Source organism: Hwangdonia seohaensis (assembly GCF_031932625.1).
Taxonomy (GTDB): domain Bacteria; phylum Bacteroidota; class Bacteroidia; order Flavobacteriales; family Flavobacteriaceae; genus Hwangdonia; species Hwangdonia seohaensis.
The window spans coordinates 1,131,798-1,150,880 of the sequence record NZ_JAVSCK010000001.1 but is presented as its reverse complement, the minus strand read 5'-3'; the positions used below and the strand labels follow the sequence as shown (position 1 = coordinate 1,150,880).

Here is a 19,083-nt window from a genome sequence, read left to right as displayed (position 1 = left end):
CATCCGCATCTAAAATTCAAAAAAACACAAATAAAAACTTTACTAAATAGTTTGCAATGGCCTAATTTAACAACAGATATTACTTGGCAAAGTATAAAAACAAAAATAAATACACCCACAGTATATCTATAAAATGCCAAAAGGTAGCCGCCAACTCGAACCCTAACATTTTGCTCGGATTGTACTTTTGTTTAAAATGATTATAAATTACCACCAACAAACAAACCAACCCAACAACCACGTGCAAAATATGCACAATAGCTATCAAGTAAATGTAAGACATGGTAACATTGCTAGTTGGCCCCGTAAAATTATATCCCAAATCTATAATTTGCTGAAAGCCCATAAATTGACAGGAAATAAATGCGATACCCAACACCAATGTGGTTAACAACCATAATGTGGTGGCTTGCCTATTTTCTTTTTTTAAAGCTTTTTTAGCTAAAATAAATGTAATACTGCTTATTACAATAATAACGGTACTTATTATAAATGCGTTTGGCAACTGAAAATCCGATAACCAATCGGGTCTGGAGCTACTTACTATAAATGCGCTTGTCCATCCCGCAAACGACATAATAAGTGAAACGATTCCAAACCAAAGCATCATTTTTTTGGCTCTGTTATTTTTTTCTTCTAAAGTTCCTTGAGTTAAATCCATAGTTATCTAATAAATTTATCTATAACATATACTATTTGCACTAATGAGATATAAGACACACTAACCAGCATCAATTGTTTTGCTGATTTTTCAGTCATTAATTTGAATAAGCGAATGGCGTAATACAGCATCCACAATCCTAAGAGCAATACAATGACCGCCGATACGATGGACAATTGTAATTCTCCTGTAAAACCAAACACCGGAATAATTGATACTATCAAAGTCCAAATGGTATACATTATGGTTTGTACCGCGGTGCCTTTGTCTTGTTTTCCAGTAGGCAGCATAAAGAATCCGCCCTTTTTATAATCTTCAAACAAAAACCAACCGATGGCCCAAAAATGGGGAAATTGCCAAAAAAATTGTAGTGCGAATAAAGTTCCGGGTTCTATGCCAAAATTGTCTGTAGCGGCAACCCAACCCAACATAAATGGAATGGCTCCCGGAATGGCGCCAACAAATACCGCTAACGGGGTTTTGGTTTTTAAAGGTGTATAAACACAGGTGTATAAAAATATGGAAATGGCACCAAACATGGCAGTTTGCTTATTGATGCTGTACAAAATAATAATGCCCAAAACCGTAAAAATGGAAGCGATTATAAAAGCAGTGTTCACCGACATGCGTCCGGCGGGAATAGGCCTATCCTTGGTACGATTCATCAACGCATCCAAATCTTTTTCAATAATTTGATTAAAGGCATTTGATGCGCCAACCATAAAATAACCACCAAAAGCCAATAAAACCAAGGTTGTAAAATCTACCGTTTCGGCACCCAATAAATAACCGGCAAGGGACGAAAACACCACGCTTAACGCCAATCGCATTTTAGTAATTTCCTTAAAATCTGAAATTACAGAATGGGTTGCTATTGAAGATTTTGACTTGCTCAATGTTTCCTTTTCTTGGTCGTTTTATAACGCGATTGCAAAGATACTTTATTAAACCAATTTAACCCACCAAAGTATTCAAAAAATAAAAAACACAGCTTCGCCCATAATTTTGTATTTTTATAGCACTACTAATGCTTCACATATCTTTAAAATGAAAACACTAAAAACCATTTGCACTTTTTTGGCTCTTTCGGTAGCATTTTTGGCCTGTGCCCAAAACAACGAGGTTGTCATAAAAACCCATAAACTTTCCGAAAACATTTATATGCTCGAAGGTCAAGGTGGCAATATAGGAATTTCGGTTGGCGATGATGGAATTATTATGATTGATAGCCAATTTGCACCCTTAACACCAAAAATTCTGGCAGCCATTAGGGCGATAAGCGATAAACCCATAAAATTTTTAATTAACACCCATTGGCACCACGACCATGTTGGCGGTAACGAAAACATTAAAAACGAAGGCGCTATAATCGTAGCGCACGACAATGTTAGAAAGCGCATGAGCGTTGACCAATTTGACCAATATCGCGACCGCACCACCAAAGCGTCACCAACAAAACTACCCTTGGTTTCATTTTCAGATAACATCACCTTTCACATGAACGGTGAGGATGTTATGGTGTTTCATGTCGATAATGCGCATACCGATGGCGATGCCATGATTTATTTCCCCAACAGCAATGTGCTGCACATGGGCGACACCTATTTTCAGGGCAAATATCCTTTTATCGATTTATCAACGGGCGGCAGTGTAAACGGTTATATAAACGCTGCAAAACACGCTTTAATGCTGGTTGACGACGATACCAAAATTATTCCGGGACACCGAAACCTGTCCAATAAACAAGAACTTACCGCGTATTTAACCATGCTCGAAACATTAAAAACCCGTGTTTTGGCCGAAATTAAAAAAGGCAAAACCGAAGCCGAAGTAACCAATAACGCAGCCATTACCAAAGAATATACCGCTTTAAATTATGGCGATTGGTTTATAAACGATGAGCAGATCAGGCGTGCTTTTTATATTAGTTTGAAGGAAGAGTGAAAATTTATCCATAATCAGTATTATCCGATAAAAGACATAAGACCGCTTCGCTTTTAGATATTAGAACCAAGACTCGGATTTAACTACCTGACAAACAGGTATAACTTCAAAAGAAAATTGACTTGCTCTATTTCCATAAAACCATTCCGAAAAGTAAGGTGCTATTTTAAAAACCCATGAAAACCATTGTTCTAATAATGGTTTGTGAAACCAAAAATATTCTTAACCGGACATTAATGATTCATAAATATAAAAAGAGACCTTTCTTCCGAATGGTCTCTTTCTTATTTAATTTTAGATAGCCTTTATTTATCTACTACAATTTTATGCACTTCTGTTTTATCACCAGAAGTAATTTCCAAATAATAAATACCTTCTTTTAGTCTGGATATGTTTAATGTCTTTAAACTACCGTTACGTTTTTCAATTAAAACAGTGCTGGAAAAATCGTAAAGCTTTAATTGTGTTATATCGTCCAATTGTTTTATAAATTCTGATGATGTGTTTTTATGTGAAATATTTATAGTACTGGTAGCTGGGTTTGGAGACACTCTAAACTGTTGCCCTCCACCAGGCCCACAATCTGTAACCAGATACTGAAATATAGCGGGTACAGACCAACCACATGAATTTTTTACTCTAACTGTAAAAACTATAGTACCTAATTGATGAGGTATAATGTTAATTTTATTTTTATATGTATTATAAATAAAGTTATTTGTAATTGGTGTCCATTCCCAATCGCTATTTGAAGTGCCATAATCAAGGCCTTGTGCATCAACCGTTATTGAGTTTTGAGGTTCATAATTATAGGTTTGGCAAAAAGTATTTGAAGGTGCCTGTCCAGGACCAGGAGGGAGATTATTAATTTTTGGTTTTCCTATCCATATTTTTTTTGTTAGTGTAAAAAAATCACCACATTGAGTACTAATTATTGCTCTTAATGTAGCATTGCCAGTAAAATTACTGTTAGGCGTAACAATAATATTATTTCCAGTTGTAGCTAGAGTAAAATCTCCCGAAGGTGAAATACTCCAATTTGGATTTACTAAAGATGACAAGTTACCTACAGAATAAGCTTCAGAATTTGTTCCACAAATATTCTCTTTACCTAATATTTTTAAATTTAAAGTTCCTGTACAATCTGTTGAAGCGCAAGAAAAAAAGCCTTGATTATTATCACTATCTAATTCTTCAATAAGCCAATTACCATTATTTAACGTAAACTGAATATGTTGTTCGCTACTTAATTCGTTTGTGAAAAAATTATCAAAGGGTGTGTTTTTTGGTGACTTTGGAGGAGACAAAGGCGAATAAGCTTTGTTTAAATCCAAATAGTTTATAGTTTGGTTGCCACCACCAATATCCAAACTACTAAAAGTAGGTATAAAATTAAATTCACGTTCTAAAACATAACTATTAAATTCTGGTGGTAGCGTTACAAATGTATCAATGTTATAGACACCACCATTGGCATTATCCAATGGCAACATGGATGATGAAGAATTAAGCGTTTTCTGATCTATCAAATCTTCATGAATAATTATAAACCCTAAAACTGCTTTTCTAATGAAAATTTTTCCCTTATATATTTGTTTAGATTCTTGATTTGGCAATGCCTTAACATTAACTTGTACTTTAATATCTGTATTTGTTGACAAAAGAGAGCTTATTGATTTTAAAGGATTCCAACCTGCTAGGTTTATAAACGCTAATGCTACGTTAGTAATAAAAAAAGGCAAATCTACTGTCTCATTAACATCTACCAAGGTATCGTATGCGTTAAAACCTAAAGGGTTGCCACATTCTGAACCATTGGCTATGGCAATATTCCTGATGCCATTTTGCTGCGGATATCCCATATTAGAAAGTTCTGTGGAAAAACTATCGTGTAATGTGTTGTTATTTACAGAAACATTAGCCCCAGCACCTTGTAATTGGTACGTAAGCATTTGTTGTGCCGCTGGAGATTGTAATAAATTATAACCATTATTTAAATCTGGAACTAAACTTGGCAAGCTTACAATGTCAAAATCAATTAAACTTAACAGTATAGGAATACTAATTTCTTCGCCATATAAATGTCTTGCTAAAGCTTGAAAACCAAGAGGCACATTAGCACCTTGGTGCGGTGCATCATGGCTAATGTAGAGTTTAGTGTCGTGAATTTCGCTGTTAATCTCCATATCGCGTAAAGCATAACGGGCCACCAAACCACCCATGCTCATACCCAAGACCACGTTTTTCTCATTGCCTACTTTTAGTTGGTTTATTTGGCGTATTACTTCCTCTACCATATAGGCATTACGCTGTATATAATCGGTACTGTTTACGTAGTCTATAAATACCAAATCGTAACCTTCATCTTCTATGGCTTCATTTAAACTATAAAAATTTGAAGGGTTAGGGTCTAAATCAACTTCTAAACCTCCTGGCTCTTGAGAATTAATCAAACTAAAATAATTAAATCGGTTATCAGGGTCAAAACCTTCCACTACAATCAGGGGTTTGGTGAGTTGGGTGTGCCCAGGTGCCAATTCTATGGTTATCCGCCCTGTTGCATTGCCTCCATTCCAAGGATTGCCTGTTACAGGGTTGTTAAACCACAAAGTACCATTTTGGTTAAGAAACCCATTACCGCTAAACCGCGCCAATGGGCCGCCTTGCGGTGCTATATAATCTACCCAAATTTTGGAATGGCTATATAGGGTTGGACCACCACTATATACAAACTTTACTTTTAGCTCCTTTTCACCCCCAGAACTGTAAGTAACATTTTTAGCGGTATTAAGTGTGATGGTTTGGTAACCATTGCCATCGTCAAAATCCATTTGTACTTGGCTTAGGGTTAAACTGGTGTTGGTATATATTAAACCACTTGGCAGTTTAAAGCTAAAGGTATTACCCTGTAATTGTTTTTTTAATGGTGCAACCCCAAAAATGGTTTTGGTATCGTACGGGTTTCTACCTGCCACGTCATAAATACGGTCGTTACTAACTGTAACATCGCCATTGCTTACCGCATTGGTTTTATATTGTTGGTAGGTGTAATACTGCGCCGCCAATAACACATCTTCTGTACTGTTGGCTTGTTGGTTTTTTAAATTGTTGAATACCGTATTTGGTACTATCATATTTTGGGCTACAGTACCTACACGCATGGTGTAGAGTGAACTGTACAAAGACTGCCATTGGGTTTTATCCACAAGGTTATTGGTGCTTAAAACGCCATTGTAGTTTTCCACTTCATTAAACCGAATCCCAAATTCCTTAAGGTAACCTGTTGTAACTTTGGTTTTATCAATGTTACCAAACACATGTTGCATGCGGTTGTAGTAATCATTGTTTTGTGCATTACCGCAAAAAAAGGCAATACAGAGTAGTGTAAAAACGAGTAGTTTTTTCATAATTAAAATGGATTAAAATGTTTAAAAATTATATTATTACGGGATATATTTCATATCGAAACGCCCTTCGGTGATTTTTATGTCCTCACAATTATTAGTAATAGTAGAAAATGAAAATGTTCCTGAAATGAAATAATTAACTCTATCTATTTTACTAAATATTAAATTTCCTTGATATGAGTCTTGGAAATCATAATGACAACCTAATTGAGGATTTGGATCAACAAAAAATCTAGCCTTACCTGTTAAATCATATTCCTCATTAATTTTTATTGGATCACCTAAAATCATAGTTATGCCCCCCCCTCCAAATTGCAATTGTCCTTGTTGATAGATAGCTACTTGTTCTCTTGAGTTAGTTATAACTAATGGTTCTCCATTAACCAAACACCCAAACGTATTCTCTCCAGTTTGTGTAGCTGGTGGTAGTTGGTCTATGGGGTTTCTTGGGTTGTCGTCTTTATTACAACAAGACAAGCTTAAGGTAAGCGATAAAACAAATAATAACTTTTTCATAATATATTGGGCTTAAATTTTAAAATAAATGTAAGAAAAAAACGGCATAAAGCATAAGTAATACTATGCACTTCATCGAAAACAGATGGTTTTTAATATTTACTGCTGTGGGAAACCCGTAAAATGAAGTTTAGAAAGGAGTCAGTTAAAGGTTAGGTTCTTTTTATGGGATTCCTGCTTTCGCAGGAATGACAAAGTTTATAAGTTCCCGATATGTATCGGGAATAGTTCAGCTTACAATTTTGAATGCGCCAAATAAAGACTTCTCAAAATTGAGATTCCCTCCTTTGTTGGAAGGATGAAATTGATAAGATCCCGATATGCATCGGAATGAGTTCAACTTGGTTTTAGGAAAAGAATTATGAGATGCTGAAACAAGTTCAGCACGACAACTTTAGTTGTCGAAATACCAATTAAACAAATCGGTTCGTAGTCCAAAATTAAACCAAACGGTATTGCTTTTAAATGTTGTTGAAGTAATAGCTTCAGGGTCAAAATTTCTAAAACTAATATCGGTAAACAGCTTTAAATTTGATGCCGGATTAATGATATAACCCGCTTGCAGATTACCGTTAAAGGTTTTTGTTTTTATGCCTTGTCCAACTTCAACTCCGGTATCAAAAGGGCGGTCGTTATAGTTTCTAAAAATATCCGCGCCGTAACTAAAATTATCGGTGCCATCGTTAAAATCCAATCCGCGAACACCGAAAATAAGTTTCGCATCGGCAAACCAACGCTTGTAATGGTAACGCCCAATCAAAATGGTTTCACTAAAGTTTGCGCCCCATAAATGTGCCATGGATTGGTTGTTGTGACCGTAATTTGTCGCAATCGTATTATGCGAATAGGTGTAAGGCCGTATGCGGTTATATTCAAACTGAAGCATTAAATTATCAACTTTAAAGGCATTAAAATATTTAACCCCTATTTGATATCCGTACTTGTTTTTCCAACTTCTCTCACCGCCTTTTATATCGCCCAGCGAAAATTCATCTAAAACAAACTGACTGTACATATTTACATTATCGTTCCATTTGTATTTTGCCGAAGCGCCAATAATGGCATTTCCGGCATCCTGTCCCGTTTCAAACTCAATAGCCCTATAAAAAATAATGGGGTTTAAATAGTTAACATCGAAACCCCTGTTATTCGAGTTCGTCCAAATTACCGACTCAAACAAGCCTAAATTAAATCGTTTTGAAACATTCCAACTTAAATAATGGCTTGCCAAATATTTGGTTAAAAAAGCGCCATCTTCAGTCACTTCCGGTCGTACATCTTTTAGCCATAGCCACGTATTGGTATATTTTATTTTCCAAAATTTGGTGTTCAATTTTAAAAACGGGTGCGGACTCGCCACATCGCTTAACAACAATGAACGGTACCCATCGCCTATAAAGTTTTTACCGTGACCAAACTGAATGTTTATAAATTTTGCTGGTGCGTACGACAGATATGCTTCGGCAACCGGATAATCGTAAGAATCACTTTTAAAACGTTTGGCGATACCACGTCCGGGAATAATGGCCGGATCTGGCCCAAAGGCTTTTAAGCTTTCGGCATATTGATTAACGTATTGTGCAAATCGCCCTTGGCTCTCGAAAACCGAGGCATAAAAATTCAATTTTTTACCCAAACCACCTTGAACCAAAAAGCCACGGGTGTTGTTGTAGGTTGAACTGAAATCGGCATCGGTATCTTTACCCACTTGTAAATCCAAAATAGGGTCGATGGTAAACCAATAATCTTTACTTTGTATTTGCACTAAATGTTCGTTCCAAAGTTTTTTTCCTGCCCACGTGTTGGTTTCTTTTTGGAGTTTTTGGTTTTCAGCTTTAAAATCGTAATAATTCGAAACCTCATCATAAACAAATGGCTTTGATGCCGTGTGGCTATTGGTGCCGATAAGGTTCATATTTCTATCAAACTTGGCGTAGTCACTATGAGTAAAAGGAATGTTCAACTGGCTTGAATATCCTTTGTTTTCAAAGGCTTTTATACTTTTGTTTACACTGTCAAACTCTGCTTTTGCAGCCGCTTCCAGTTTAGAGATTTCATCAACCTCGGTAACATTTTTAGAACTGTTTGATGGATTTACCAAAGGTATTTTAATGGCTATGGAATATTGCTTATAAGTCGTTCGTCCATTATAAGTTGCCGGTTTTACCTTGGGGAACAATGCAAAAACACGTTTTGCTTCGTCTTTTAATTCGTTATAAATGGCATCGACATAAATCACTTTAAATGTACCTGTGGTATCCACTTCAAAAAGCACGGCAACGTTGCCTTTGTAATTTTCGTCTAAAGTCTTTTGTGGCACTTTAAAATTATAGAAAATATGGGTGAATACGCTGTTGTCAAAACAGTGTTGCAAGGCCTCAATGTCTACTGATTCACAATTGGGGAAAACCGGTGGTTTTTCATATTGAAAAGTATCTTGCGAGAATACATTATTTTGAACTAAAAGTAGAAGTAGGACAATGAATTGCTTCATAGGATTTAATAAGCATTGATTTTGAGCTGAAAGATACTATAATTTTTAGATTAGAACCGATTAAACCTATTCACAAGTTTTCGGAACCATAAAAAACCGCTATCAATTTATTTGATAACGGATTTAATATTTTAAAAGTAATTAGACTTATTAATTCTGAACTTTAAATACAATAGGTAACGTATAACTTACTCCAACGTTTTTATCGCGCTGTTTTCCCGGAGTCATATCTGGGATTTTATTGATGACACGCTGTGCTTCTTTTTCCAACTCAGGATGTGTGCCTCTAACTTTAACATCGGTTACATGGCCTGTTTTATCAATTTTAAACTGTGTACGAATAACTTGTTTTCCAGACAAACCTAAATCGTCACCAACACCGGTATTAAACTTTTTTTGAATGAGTTTGGTTAATTTTTCAGACATGCATTGACGCCTTTCGTCATTTGTTTTTTTCTTTTCACAACCTGGATAGATGGGTACTTGCTCTACAAATGCAATTGGAACGGGCACTTCCTCTGGTACAGGAATAACATCAATATCTCCAGGGTCAATCGGTGGGTTTATATTATCTGAAGATTTTTCAATTGGCTCATCTTTAAAAAGATTATCGGGTGTATCATTTGGCACTTCTTCAAACTCATGGGATTTAGTTTGTTTCTGTGTAACAGGCTCTTCAATAGTTGGCTTTACCGTTTTAATAATTGGAATATCAACATAAGTTGGTTCTTCAAAATCGGGTAAGTTACCATAAGTGGAGATGGTCGTTTCAAACTTCATTTCAAACAAGCCATAGGCTCCCAGCAAACAAACAATTAAACCAATTTGAAAATAGAGGATGGAGTTTTTTTGTAAATTTGCCTCATGCTTTTGTGATTTTTTCACGGTTTGCTCATTTTGCCGAATGAGTTCGTGAGTTTCTTTTGGATTATTCATTTGTTAATGTTTTATATCAAACTAAGGTCAAATGCAATTCGCAAAACAAAATTTATTGTTTCCAGGAATATAAACACAATTTTGTTTATGCTCATTTCATAATTATTATAGTTTAAATGTTAATATTATGATAAAATCACAATAAGCATACCAAAAAAGAAATCCCGTTGCAGTAAGTGTAACGGGATTTTATATACCTCATCCAAAGCCTTGGCTTAACAGTTTTAGCCTCTCCAAAAGGAAATTAAAATAAAAAAACCCCGAAGTGAACTTCGAGGTTTTAAATAATTATAAATGCTTTATGGTTTTAATTAATCTTGTACTTGGAAAATAATTGGTAAAGAATATGGAACGGTTACGGCTTTACCACGTTGTTTTCCTGGTTTCATTTTAGGCAATAAGTTAATTACTCTTGCCGCTTCTTTTTCTAAAGCAGGGTGCGGTGCTCTTGAGCGAATACCTGTAATATTACCCGATTTATCAATTTTAAAGATTACGTTAATACGCTGTCTTCCTGATAATCCTAAATCGCCTGCCAAATCTGTATTGAACTTCTTTTGTACAAACTTTGTGATTTTCTCAGACATACATTTTTTCTTCGCATCATTATTTCCGCTTTCGCATCCTGGGAAAACCGGTACGTTTTCAATAACTGCAAAAGGAACTTCGATATCCTCTTCAACCTCTTCAACCTCTACTTCTTCAACCTCAACAATTTCGGTTTCTTGGTCGGCTTCTGTTGATTCAATCACCGTTTCCTCTACCTCTTCTTCATCCTCTACAACCTCAATAACTTCTGGAGCTGCCGGTGGTGGCGGTGGTGGTGGCGGTGTTTGTAATTGTTCTGTTAACGGAATTTCTTCGTCATCAATATCATCTAAATTTAATTGTCCGATATCAATAGCTTCCTTATCATACGTTTTGTAATTAATCGCATAATTTGTTAAGAATAGCATTAAAGCTAAGCCAATTGCAAAATACAACGAACTGTTTCGCCCTACATTTGCCTTAGGATTTTTTTTAGGTTCCATAATTTAATTGTTTTTTGAAGATTGCTAAATTAACCATTTATTTGTCAAAAAAGCAAGCGATTATTAATTTTTAATATGCATTTTTTTGTTAATTAACAGTATTGCTACCATAAATAACACGCCCAAAGTATTTGCTATGGCATCATAAACATCAGTATGTCTTGATGCTGTAGCGCTTCCTTGTAACACTTCAATTATTATACCAAATATTATTGAAAACAGTGCCGCATAAAATATGGCCTTTCGTTTTTTGTATTTAAACTTAAAAAAAAAGGTGTTAAACCATAAATATGCCAACACACCGTATACTATAAAATGAAATATTTTATCGGCAAAATTAATCCCAACATTTGGTAAGTTATTAAGTGTTATTAAACTTACTGTTGCTAACCCTAGCGAGTAAAATACCGCAAGTACAAGTGCGTATTTTTTAAGCACCGATTAGTGCTTTATAATCGTCGGCAGACATAAGGCCTTCTGTTTGCGAAAGATCTGAGCATTTAAGCTTAATCATCCAACCGTCGCCATAAGGATCGCTATTTACTTTTTCCGGCTCGTCTTCCAATACTTCGTTAAACTCAATGATTTCACCAGATAAAGGCAAGAACAAATCGGATACGGTTTTTACAGCTTCAACGGTGCCAAAAACTTCTTCGGCATCGAGGGTTTCGTCAACGGTTTCAACCTCAACATATACGATGTCGCCCAATTCGCTTTGTGCAAAATCGGTAATGCCAATAGTAGCGATGTCGCCTTCAATACGAATCCACTCGTGGTCTTTGGTGTATTTTAATTCTGATGGAATATTCATTTAAAATAATTTTAGTTCGTTTATAGTTTCACAAATGTATTTATTCAGATGTTAATTTCAAATTAATTCCCGAAATTATACCTTAATGTAATACCGGAACGAATAGTGGTTTGCGGAAATGCGGTTGAAATGGCATATTCAGAAAACGCATAATCAAAATAAAAAATACCTGTTAGGTTTTTGCTAAAAGCGTAATCTGCCGAATATTTTAAGCCCCAAATGGTTTGTCCGCTAGTTACTTGATTGTTCTCTAAATCCAAATAACGGATGATGGTTTTGTTATCTCTTACCGATATATCCGCTTTCATATTCAAATCGCTTACAATACGTTTTTGGGGACCTGCAAGTTGCGAACGAATACGCACGTCTTTTATACGATACCCCAACCCAATCACGTACTCGTTACCTTGAATTTCGGTGAGCAAGTTATTATCGAAGCTTAAGGACAACAATCTGTCTTTTTTAATTTCGGCAAGAATTTTTATGGAGTTTTTCATTTCGAAATCAATTCGAATTAACGGACTGAACAGCTCGGTTAAATTGATATTGCTAAATAAGGTGCCGTTTTTATAATTGCCCGATTGGTCCAAAGCCTCGGAGGGTTGACTTGCATAGTCTGTTCCTGGAATTGGAGCTTCGTTGGCACTGGCATCCGTATTCAAATTTAAGTTGGTGCTAAACTGATTGATGGTATATGTTGAGCGATACCCATGTGTTACAGAGAAGCGTTTAAAGCGCTTTTTAAACCAATTAAACTTCATAAAACCGGTGTATTTTAAATCCCAGTTAGGAATGGGCACATCTCTAAAAGCACTGGTTTTAACCTTGTTGGCGTCTTGCCCGGAGTATGCCGCTAAAAACGCGGGCAATAATACGGCTTGATTGTTTTTTCCGAAACCTAACGGATAGCCTTCTGCATCTCTGGCATAGGTTGAATTGCCGTAAAATTCCTCGGCAAGCCGTTCTGCAATTTTCAATCTATTCGCCCTAAAATCGTTAAAGGCATCCGATATTTTTTCATCGCTTTTACCGAATGCGGTTTTAATTAAAATGGTAGAAATATTAAAGTTTCCAAAGGTGTTTGGGGTTAAGGATTGGTACACGCCGTTTTCAACTTTATAATTTTCATTATAGTTTTCGTAATGCGCTCTGTTACCTACAATGTCTATTTTTAAATCGCTTACAGGCTCTAAATTCGCTGAAAAATCCAACTGCTTGGTATGGGTTTCGGTGTATTGTTGATTAAATTCCGGGAACACCGTTAACCATCCGTTTCTGGCGGCCAAATGCCTAATATCGCTTTGACTTCCAAATGTATAGCCCAATGTTGGCCTTAGCGTGCCAATAAACCCAGGCGTTTGGGTGTAACCCGGTAAAAAAGTACCATTGTTCTCGGAGTAATTAAATTGAATGCGTTTGATACTGGTTAAAATATCAACGCCTGCATTTAACAGTTTTGTAACCGATGTGTTTTTGCTTCTTACGGGTGTTGCATTTTGATTGGCTCCCGGTGGGCTCCCTTTTTGCGGTGTTCTGCTCCTAACCCTTCTCACTGGTTTTTTTACCAAACCAATATAGTTATACAACTTTTTCATATCTAAAGTTGAATTGATATTATGGGTGTTTGCGTTTTGAATGGAGTTAACATCGCCGCCTAAAACCTCGCCGTACAAATCGGAACCTTTTTGCCACTGAAAATTCCCATTGTATTGATAAGTTGCTTTTAAAAAGCTGAATGTCGGTATTTTATGTATGGGCAATTCGTAGGTGATTCCTAAATCCTGGGTTTGCCTATTCGGGTCGCCAAAATCCAAAAACCCATCCCAAACATCAAGTGTTGGGTCTTGCTCGCCGTTTACAATATTGTCTTTAAAATAATTACGGACAATATTATTGTTTGCCGCCGTAAAATTTAAGCTTAAGGCCTTGGTTAAATTATAGTTGATGGTGTATTGAAAATCGAAGGTGTAATTTCTTCTAAACAACTCTTCAATACCAATGTTGCCAGCGCCTAAATCGATATCCCTAAATTTTTGTCGGTTGAATTGACGATTAATATCCGTATTAACCGTAAAACTGGTAGGTAATAAATTGAAGTTGAAATCTTTTAGGATTTTCCAATATTTACTTTTGAATAACGAATCGTTCTTTTTAAAAGGTTCAACCGTTATCGGGTTAAAATTAAAGGCATAATTAGCACCAACCCTTACCGTTTTATTGACTGAGTTTTCAATTTCGAAATCGCGATGCTCTAATTTATTATACGAATAGTTAAGCGTTAAATTTTCAACATCGTAAAAACGCGGTTTGGAGTCGCCCGTTCTTATTTTTCTAACGCCAATAAAATTGATGCTTTGGCGTCTGGTGTAATCTTCAGATTGTTCTTTTATTTTGTCGCGTTCAGCGTTATCGTTTGCTGCGTCCAATCGGGACTCCAAAGTTAAATCTTTATAAAACTGATCGTATTTTGGTGTCACCAACTCTTCGCTTTGCGCATAATTAAAAGGCACTTGAATGCCCCATTTTTTTGGCAATAACTGCCCAACGTTTACATTGGTTACCACATCGTATTGCTTCACATCTTCTAAACTACGCTGGCTGGGACCTTGCTCAATCGTACCAAAACCAGAGGTGCTTTGTCTGCCCGTGGCGCTAATATTTGCGAAATCAGCAAAATTGGTATCCATACTTAAAACGGCAGCCCAACCGCCTTCGTTATCTAAATCGGACAAACGCAATTCGTTAAACCAAACTTCGGCACAAACATCATCTCGATTGGTCGCATTTTTAACCCCAACCATCAGTGTTCGCACATCGCCGAAATTAGGATTTCCTTTTATGGCGATACGGTGTTGGCCGGCTACATAATTGGAATATTGGTCACCCGTAATTGGGATTGCTTCGCCGTTAATAACATCGTAAAATGTAGGGTCTAAATTGGTTAACGTCCCATCTGATATGCCCATGGATTTAATTTGCCCTAAAACATCAATGGATAAATTAATTTCATTTTCTTCCGGCCACAACCCTTCTCTTGTTGTGGATGTTGAAACCTGCAATGGCATTTCTATTTGATAAAAATTATCGGTTAAATCGTTACCAATACGAATGAAACCAACCAATTCATCATTGGACAAAGTATTTCCAGATTCGCCCGATTCGGCATGCATAAACATGCGTAAACGTTTGTATTGACGCATGTCGATACTTATGTTTTTATAAACTGCCTTAGCATCTTCCGACTCTAAATTGCACACATTAACCACTAACGATTGTTCGTTTTGCTGAATAACCGTATTGTTATTAAACAATTCCTCAGGATCAATTCCGGGAGGTCTTTTGTAGCTTCCCTCGTTTTCAAGAGTTCCGATAACACCTACTGAAAAATCGGTTTGAGGGTCGTCTGGGGTGGGGTCGTTTTTATCTAAAGCTTGCGTGTAGCGTCTCCAATCGCTTCGTACCAAATCTAAAGTTCCGAAACGGAATACCGTATTTTCTGAAAATTCTTTAAGATACATACGTGCAAAACGCACCGATCTTAAATCGTTAATACCTCCAACAGAATTTACATGACTGCCTTGAACCGGAATTCTGAACTGATACCAACGCACATTTTTTGTATCGCCATTAGGGAGCAATCTTGGTCTGTTTTTAAAATCCCTTAAAAATTCCTTTAAAGGATTAGCACTTGGAATGTTATTAAAATCAGCCTCCGATTCTGGTAAATTCTGGCGTGTAATATCCAACTCGTATTCAAAATAGCTATTAATCGTATTCATGGTGTTATCACGATTAATGTCTTCGGTATCGGGTTGTGTATTGGCGGCTCTTACGGTATCAGAAAACGTATCGGGTGTATTGCCCTCAACACCATTGTATTTTTTATAACGTGCAAAAATATCGCCTTCGGCATCTAAAAAATAGCTGTAGTTATCGTTTGCTGGGTCTTCCAATCCTGCAAAGTCCGGGAACTTAACGCTTTCGTCTGCATCGCTTAAACCATCGTAACCAACATCTTGAAGAATTCTATCTTGCCCTGTGGTATCAAACGCATACACCAAGGATTGATTTGCCGGTGTTTGCCCCCAAGAAGTCTCTGTGGTAAAGGCATTGTTTGAAGAATCCGGCAATCCGTTTTCGTATTGTTTTCTTCCGTCTGCCAAAACATCCTCAGAAATATTTCCTAAGTTAAACACCAATTTACCACCAGGATTTGTTGGATTTTCCTGAAACGGATCTTGCAACCAAAACTCAATATATTCCACATTGGCCTGCTCTAAATCTGTTGATGTTAATGCTCGGGTAATACCTGCCCAACTTTGTTGCGGATTGGGGAGTGTATTGCCATTTGCAGCTGGATTGAAGTTGTACGGCCCTCTTTCGGAAGGATAGTACGCCAAATCCAAAGTGAAAAGCACCGAATTTTGACCTTGTACCAAATCCCTTTCGGGGAACAGTTCGTTTATAAAAACACGGCTTGTGAATAAGTCTGAGACATCATCATCTGAAATATCATCGGGTCGTCTGCTGCTATAAAAAATTGGGTCGATGGTGTACCAATTTAACATGGCGCGTTGGTAACCATTTTGAAGGTTTGTTGGGCTGTTTGGGTCTGTAACTTCGGTATAGCCCAAACTAGGGTCGAATGGGGTACTTGACAAATACCACGATTGCTGCGATTTTAAATCGATGCTGCCTTGCGAGCCTTCAAAATCATCAACATACGATGTGGCTTCGCCATTAAGGTTCGTGCCTTTTGGGGCGCCTGGAGCTAAATAAGCAAACTCTCCGCGTACCGACAAATTAGATTCTACATCGGTATCTATATTTGGTAGTTTATTTACCAATCGTGTAAAAAAGGGCACTTTGGTTGAATAGTTTCCGTTAAACCCGAAAATGGTATTGTTTATAGGCTCTGATCCGTAATTTGCTTTTTGGGTTATGGGCCGTTCGTTAAGGTTTAAAAGCGTACCGCCCAAAACAAAGTTTTCGTTGAATTTATGCTCGACATTGATGCCCGTAAAACGTTTTGTTTGCTGCCCAAAAACCGCATTGTTTTCAGCCGACACATTAATTGGTGTATTGGATGCTTTTAACGCTTCGTCTAAAATCTCCACGCGTGCTGAAGCATAATCCACCACATAATCGACGCCTTCAACTAATACGCGACCACCGGCTGTAACTGTAACAGAGCCTCTTGCTGCCCCAAAAGGAATAGGGATGCCGCCACCGCCAACAGATTTATAACGGCCTTTTAATTTGAATTTATTTTTTTCAACTTCTTCCAAAGCTGCCGTTTTGGTGCTTTTATACAACACGTCGTAAACGTATTTTGTTTGGTTTTCGTTGTACGTTGCATCATTATCGTAATCTTCACTGGCATTTAAAGACAGTTTATCAAAAAGATATTCTCCAAATGGTTCTGCGCTCGGGAATATTATTTTTCCAGTTTGTGGCAATACGGTTATGTTTGGAACAAAGTCGAAAAACCCATCGCCTTTAGTTTGCGGGTCGTTATTGAAATTTAATTTATCCAAACTGAAAACCCTGAGCAAAGGGGTTTCATTTAAAGGATCTTCATTTGGCCCAGGTGTTGGGAAAGGCGTAGTTCCAACGGACGTAATAAAATTTAAAGGTGATGCTTCATTATAAAAAATATTCAGTTTAAAATCATCCTGACTTAAATTATACGCCCCCGTATCGTAAATGTTTTTCATCATCAGCTTCCAAATAGGCTGATTCACATTGGTGATACTGCTTTTTAACAGTTTTAAAATTAGGTTTTTGTTGGTAACGCCAGTTACTTGTCCCGAATTATCTGTGGTCACATCGGTTGCATCAATCCCATCATTTGCAAACTCCCCCACTTGGTACACTTGCCCGCCAATGGTATACTGAAAGGCGACTGCCAAAACCTCGTCATTATTCAATCGTTGGTTTAACGAAATATAGCCTAAATCCTTATTGAAGGTATACTCTTGATTGCTGATTAATTTACGGGCGTTTTCCAATTTGGCATAATCAAATCCTTCGTTTACATTAGAAACCAAAATACCCGATTGTACGGTTGCCACATCTCTAACCGCTTCGGTTAGCACACCGGACGTTCCTATTGCTGTTGGGTCAAAATCGTTATTTCCGTTGTCGGGAACAGCACCCAAACCGGCATTGACAAAGCCTGCTGGCGGTGTTTGTAAGCCTATTAAATCGGTTTCACCCAAATCTTGAAGTGCTACAATATTTCTAACATTATCGGTTCGGTTGCTTCTGTTGGTTACCCAAACTTCCAGCCGCGTAATTTGAAGTCCTTTGTTATTTATATACGGATAGGTTTCAAGGGAAGCATCATAAGTATCTCTAAAATATTGGGCTAAAAAGAAGTGTCGGTTTTCGTCATAATCCCTTATAAATAATTCGAATTCTTCAAGCGTTCCGCCACCTTGTGCGACGACATTATTGGACTGCGATTTCTGCTCGGAAAACACTCCTGTAACCGTAGTTTTACCAAACTGTAATTGCGCCTTTACACCAAACAGACTTTGCGCCCCCGTAATCAACGAGCTGTTTAAGGGCATGCTTACGTTACCAACTTCTATTTTTTGAATAATGTCGTCTTCAGTTGGGGTGTATTCTAATTTAATAATATCTTGAAAATCGTAACTCGCCTGTGTATCGTAATTGGCGGTTACCTGCAACCGCGTACCCACTTTACCCATTAAACTTAAGCTGATGCGCTGGTCGAAATCAAAAGTGAAATTGCTTCTGTTTTTAGGTGAAAATGACGGATTGTTTTGTTTTGAAAACAGCACGCCTAAATCCATTTCTACTGAACCTTGCGGAATAACGCTTATGGTATCGCTTCCGAAAATGGAGGTGAAAAAATCGGACTTCACATAAAACTCGGGAATTAAGTTTTTCTGTCCGTCTTTTGTGCCCGCTTTTTTGCCATCAAAAGCATCAATTTTTTCTTTGTAATAGGCTTTTAAATTTTCTTTTGCCACCAAAGCATAATACTCTTTTGGCGTTAAAATAACGGGGTACTTTATATTGTAAGTCCCAATTTTTTCGGTATAAATGTAACGGTTGGTTACGGGATCGTAGGTGTATTTAGACTCGACACTATTGGGGTTTGGCGCTTTAATTTTCCCTAAACTAAATCCTGTTTTTACAGAATCTTGTGCGGGCTCTTGAGACCAAACCGAGAGCGTAAACAAAAGCACAAAAACTATAAGAAAGTAATGTTTAATCGATTTATAAAAATTCAGGTTAGTTATATTCAAAAT

11 protein-coding genes are annotated in these 19,083 nt (G+C 37.0%); 1 reads left to right on the top strand and 10 read right to left on the bottom strand.

Annotated features, from left to right (window positions below):
* Positions 1-79: 79 nt before the first annotated feature.
* Both RNZ47_RS04930 and cyoE read right to left on the bottom strand, forming a co-directional pair.
* Positions 80-661 carry a cytochrome c oxidase subunit 3 gene (locus RNZ47_RS04930; RefSeq protein ID WP_311937256.1) on the bottom strand — a complete coding sequence of 194 codons (582 nt, stop codon included), beginning with the start codon at positions 659-661 and terminating at the stop codon, positions 80-82.
* A 2-nt stretch (positions 662-663) separates the two neighbouring features.
* Positions 664-1,557 carry a heme o synthase gene (gene cyoE / locus RNZ47_RS04925; RefSeq protein WP_311937253.1) on the bottom strand — a complete coding sequence of 298 codons (894 nt, stop codon included), beginning with the start codon at positions 1,555-1,557 and terminating at the stop codon, positions 664-666.
* A 151-nt stretch (positions 1,558-1,708) separates the two neighbouring features.
* Between cyoE and RNZ47_RS04920 the strand changes: the two genes are divergently transcribed.
* The gene (locus RNZ47_RS04920; RefSeq protein WP_311937250.1) at positions 1,709-2,605 is read left to right on the top strand and encodes an MBL fold metallo-hydrolase; all 897 of its coding nucleotides are present in this window, start codon (positions 1,709-1,711) and stop codon (positions 2,603-2,605) included.
* 305 nt (positions 2,606-2,910) lie between these two features.
* On the opposite strand, the gene RNZ47_RS04915 is transcribed toward RNZ47_RS04920, so the two are convergent.
* The 8 genes from RNZ47_RS04915 to sov form a co-directional block, all read right to left on the bottom strand.
* Positions 2,911-6,012, bottom strand: a complete 3,102-nt coding sequence (locus RNZ47_RS04915) for a T9SS type A sorting domain-containing protein (protein ID WP_311937247.1) — start codon at positions 6,010-6,012, stop codon at positions 2,911-2,913.
* Between the two features lie 36 nt (positions 6,013-6,048).
* Positions 6,049-6,528: a Riean_0653 family protein gene (locus tag RNZ47_RS04910; protein WP_311937245.1), complete on the bottom strand. Its 480-nt coding sequence runs from the start codon at positions 6,526-6,528 to the stop codon at positions 6,049-6,051.
* 394 nt (positions 6,529-6,922) lie between these two features.
* Positions 6,923-9,022: a gliding motility outer membrane protein RemB gene (remB, locus tag RNZ47_RS04905; protein ID WP_311937243.1), complete on the bottom strand. Its 2,100-nt coding sequence runs from the start codon at positions 9,020-9,022 to the stop codon at positions 6,923-6,925.
* Positions 9,023-9,172: 150 nt separating this feature from the next.
* Positions 9,173-9,958, bottom strand: coding sequence for an energy transducer TonB (locus RNZ47_RS04900; protein ID WP_311937240.1), 786 nt, complete (start codon positions 9,956-9,958; stop codon positions 9,173-9,175).
* Between the two features lie 311 nt (positions 9,959-10,269).
* Positions 10,270-10,989 carry an energy transducer TonB gene (locus RNZ47_RS04895; protein ID WP_311937238.1) on the bottom strand — a complete coding sequence of 240 codons (720 nt, stop codon included), beginning with the start codon at positions 10,987-10,989 and terminating at the stop codon, positions 10,270-10,272.
* 63 nt (positions 10,990-11,052) lie between these two features.
* A complete protein-coding gene (locus RNZ47_RS04890) occupies positions 11,053-11,427 on the bottom strand; it encodes a VanZ family protein (protein WP_311937235.1) in 375 nt (124 codons plus the stop codon).
* Positions 11,420-11,800, bottom strand: coding sequence for a glycine cleavage system protein GcvH (gcvH, locus tag RNZ47_RS04885; protein ID WP_311937233.1), 381 nt, complete (start codon positions 11,798-11,800; stop codon positions 11,420-11,422). The genes RNZ47_RS04890 and gcvH overlap by 8 nt, the downstream gene beginning before the upstream one ends.
* 62 nt (positions 11,801-11,862) lie before the next feature.
* Positions 11,863-19,080 (bottom strand): T9SS outer membrane translocon Sov/SprA, encoded by a 7,218-nt coding sequence (gene sov / locus RNZ47_RS04880; protein ID WP_311937230.1) that lies wholly within the window; start codon positions 19,078-19,080, stop codon positions 11,863-11,865.
* Between the last annotated feature and the right edge of the window lie 3 nt (positions 19,081-19,083).